This is a genomic window from Paraburkholderia nemoris (genome assembly GCF_905221015.1).
Taxonomy (GTDB): Bacteria; Pseudomonadota; Gammaproteobacteria; order Burkholderiales; family Burkholderiaceae; genus Paraburkholderia; species Paraburkholderia nemoris.
Genome location: NZ_CAJNBO010000088.1, coordinates 1 through 3,303, shown reverse-complemented (window position 1 = coordinate 3,303; position 3,303 = coordinate 1). Strand labels below are relative to the sequence as shown.

Genomic DNA, 3,303 nt, shown 5'->3' with positions numbered 1-3,303 from the left:
TGTTACGTCCCGCTATATCTGGGTTCCAGCGGAGGTGTTTATCTCGGTATCAAATAGGATGAAGTTTGGAACTTAACCCTGAACATCATGAGATGAGACGGACGTAAAGAAGGCCAGTACTGCTCTGTTATCGTGGGAAGTGACGAAGCCCCACACGAACAACAAAGTAGACCGGCCTATGCATCGAATTGTATTCGCGTTTCCTGTTCTTGAACAACATCTCAATGCGGTCGATCGCACGCCGCAAGTGTATCGACCTGTCGCTTGCGTACATTGCGGCTGCTCGGGTGTGTGGTGTCACGGTCGTTACCATCGCAAGGCCGACCGCAGCGCCGCTGGCGCTCTCAATCCGATTCCCGTTTTGCGCTTTCGCTGTCGAACCTGCAGCCGCACGTGTTCGCGCCTGCCGCTGTGCATAGCTCCCCACCGTTGGTACAACTGGGCGGACCAACAGCGTGTCTTACTCCTTCTGTTGGCCGGCTGCTCGCAGCGCCGCGCCAGTGCGATCTTCGCGCTCGGCAGACATACGGTACGGCGCTGGTGGCAGCGGCTTGGCGAGCGTAGCCTCTCGTTCGAATTTCATTTGCGAAGCCGTTTCGGCGAACTCGGGCGATCAGTCGATATCACTGAATTCTGGCTGCGCTGCCTGCAGCGCATGCCGTTGTGCGAAGCCATGGCCTGGCTCGACGGCGACGGCGTTTGCGTCCCGTGATCCGTTTATCCTGATTGGGTACGCGACGACGTAATTTTCGTCATTCCGGGCTCTCCACACACTTTGCCCACTCGCGCCGAATTCGGTTCGCGGTTCTCATGGCACTCCCTTTTTAACCATAGGAGTGAGCATGAAGGACATCGACCCGAAGGCCCTGTTTCGCCTGTCCGTACTCGGACCACTTGTCAGTCGCGAACGGCTTGATCGCGGCGACTTGCAGCAGATCATCCGCCAACTGGCTCAGCAGGAGTACGCAATTCCCGGTTCTCGTCGTCGCCATATCGGCGAGAAGACGCTTCAGTCCTGGTATTACGCTTGGAAACAGCACGGGCTGGAGGGCCTGTGCAGCAAGCCCCGTGTGGATCGCGGGCAATCGAAGCTGCCATCGGCCGTGCAAGCTGCGATCCTTGCAGCTAAGCGCGAGAATCCGCGACGCTCGATCCGCCAGATCCGTTTGCTGCTCGAATCTGCGGGTATCGTGGCGCACGACACACTCTCGCGCTGCGCCGTTCATCGGCTGCTGCAAGCCCACGGGCTCTCGCGCATCGTTGGCTCGGCCAGCTTGCCCGAGGAGAAACGCAGCTTCGTGGCCGAACACGCCGGCTCCATCTGGTACGGCGATGTCCTGCATGGCCCGCACTTGTCGCTTGGCCGGGGGCGCCGCAAGACCTACCTGGTCTCGTTGATGGACGACGCCTCGCGGCTCATCGCCCATAGCGCGTTCTGCTTCTCGGAGAGCGCGATCGACATCGAGGGCGTACTCAAGCAGGCCTTGCTCAAACGCGGTGTGCCCAAGATGTTGATCGTCGATAACGGCGCCGCTTATCGGGCGGCGACATTGCAGGGCATTTGTGCACGGCTGTCGATCAGGCTGGTTTATTGTAGACCGTATGCTCCCGAGGGCAAGGGCAAGTTGGAGCGCTGGCATCGCAGCTTACGGGCTCAATTCCTGAGCGAGCTCGACACCACGCACATCCATGATCTGGCGGACCTCAACGCGCGCCTGTGGGCTTGGGTCGAACAGATTTACCATCGCACCGAACACAGCGGCCTGTGTAACCAGACGCCGCTCGCCCGCTATCAGCAGGACCTACCCCGTATCGGCACACTCGGCGCACGCGCCGCACAACTGGACGAACTGTTCCTGCACCGTATCGAGCGCTACGTGCGCCGCGACGGCACCGTGTCATTTCAGGGCAAGCGCTTCGAAGTGCCATACGAGCTGGTCGGCAAGACCGTGTTGCTCGTGGTGGATCCCCATACGGGAACCGTCAAGGGCGTAGAAAGTGAGGCGGGCGAGCCCTTGGGCGCCGCAACCCTGCTCGACGCTGTCGGCAATCGCACACGCAAGCGGCGCAAATCTCAGCCTGAGACCGTCGAGCCGGCCGTGACAGGACACGACGCGCTGATCGAGAACGCAGCGCACGGTCCCAATCTTATCGAGCTTGCCTATCAACGTCACTACGCCCGGGAGCTGTGACATGTATCGACAACACTTCGGTCTACGTTGCGCGCCGCTTTCCAAAGAACATAGTGAGTTGTGGGACGACGGCGCCTTGGCGCAATTCAACGAGCGCTTCCAGTGGCTACTGCACAGTCCCGGTATCGGCTTGCTCACGGGCGAGCCCGGTGTGGGCAAGACTGCCGCGTTACGCCACGCAGCACTGGCCTTGAATCCCCATCGCTACCAGGTCATCTATCTGGCTGAAACCGAGTTCGGGCGCATCGATCTGTACCGCAGCCTAGCTCGGGCGCTGGGTCTGGAGCCCGCCTATCGGCGTGCCGACCTGTGGCGGGATCTGAAGCTGCGCATCCTGGAGCTCGTCGAGAGCAAACAGTTGTTGCCCGTGTGGATTATCGACGAAGCGCAGAACCTGCCCCTCGAATTCTTCCGCGACTTCCCGGCCTTCCTGAACTTCGCCTTCGATTCGCGCGACCTGCTCACCGTCTGGCTCGCAGGCCATCCGAGTCTGGGCCAAACGCTCGAGCGTGCGCCGTACGCAGCTTTATATGGACGTATCCAGGCACGCGTTCAACTCAAACCCGTGATCGAACGCGAGCGCTTCGCCCTGTTCATCCAACACGCATTGAAGAGCGCCGGCTGCAGTCATACGTTGCTGGCCGAATCTGGCCTGGAGTTACTTCGCCAGGCCTCTCGCGGCTTGCCCCGGCAAGCGGGGCGGATTCTGCGCACCGCTATGCAGATGGCCGTGCCCAAAGGACTGAACCATCTACCCGATGAACTGCTACAACAGGCGATCGAGGAGTTGAAATGACGCCCGAGTTTGACACGCTACTCCCCGTCGGTATCCCTGATTCTTGTGCTCGTGCTCTGACCGACTTCCTCTACCGCCTCGCCCTTGTATGCGAACAACGATACGAGCACGAACTGCGTCGCGACTCCGACAAACGCTATCGCGAGACAATGAATCCCGATCAACCTTGGCGCCGTAAAACCGACCCTCCAATCTAGCGCCGCCGTCGCGCACTAAACGAGGCCCATTCCATTCCTCATTTAGTGCGCGACGCCCCACGCAATCTCACGCCACATAGCTCGCGACGACAACCCTAATTTAGGCCGGGACGTAACA

General features: G+C 60.2%; 3 protein-coding genes. All 3 read left to right on the top strand.

Annotated elements, in window-relative coordinates; all coding sequences use genetic code 11:
* Nucleotides 1-247 precede the first annotated feature (247 nt).
* The 3 genes from KHO33_RS42550 to KHO33_RS41705 all read left to right on the top strand — a co-directional run bounded on the left by KHO33_RS42550 (nucleotide 248) and on the right by KHO33_RS41705 (nucleotide 2,988).
* Nucleotides 248-712, top strand: a complete 465-nt coding sequence (locus tag KHO33_RS42550; protein ID WP_407946233.1) for a DUF6431 domain-containing protein — start codon at nucleotides 248-250, stop codon at nucleotides 710-712.
* Between the two features lie 130 nt (nucleotides 713-842).
* Nucleotides 843-2,192, top strand: a complete 1,350-nt coding sequence (locus KHO33_RS41710) for a DDE-type integrase/transposase/recombinase (protein ID WP_200568536.1) — start codon at nucleotides 843-845, stop codon at nucleotides 2,190-2,192.
* Nucleotide 2,193: 1 nt separating this feature from the next.
* A complete protein-coding gene (locus KHO33_RS41705; protein ID WP_200568535.1) occupies nucleotides 2,194-2,988 on the top strand; it encodes an ExeA family protein in 795 nt (264 codons plus the stop codon).
* Nucleotides 2,989-3,303 lie beyond the last annotated feature (315 nt).

Coding starts and splice junctions, on each gene's coding strand:
- KHO33_RS41705 (WP_200568535.1), top strand. CDS start 2,194: ATGTATCGACAACACTTCGGTCTACGTTGCGCGCCGCTTTCCAAAGAA.
- KHO33_RS41710 (WP_200568536.1), top strand. CDS start 843: ATGAAGGACATCGACCCGAAGGCCCTGTTTCGCCTGTCCGTACTCGGA.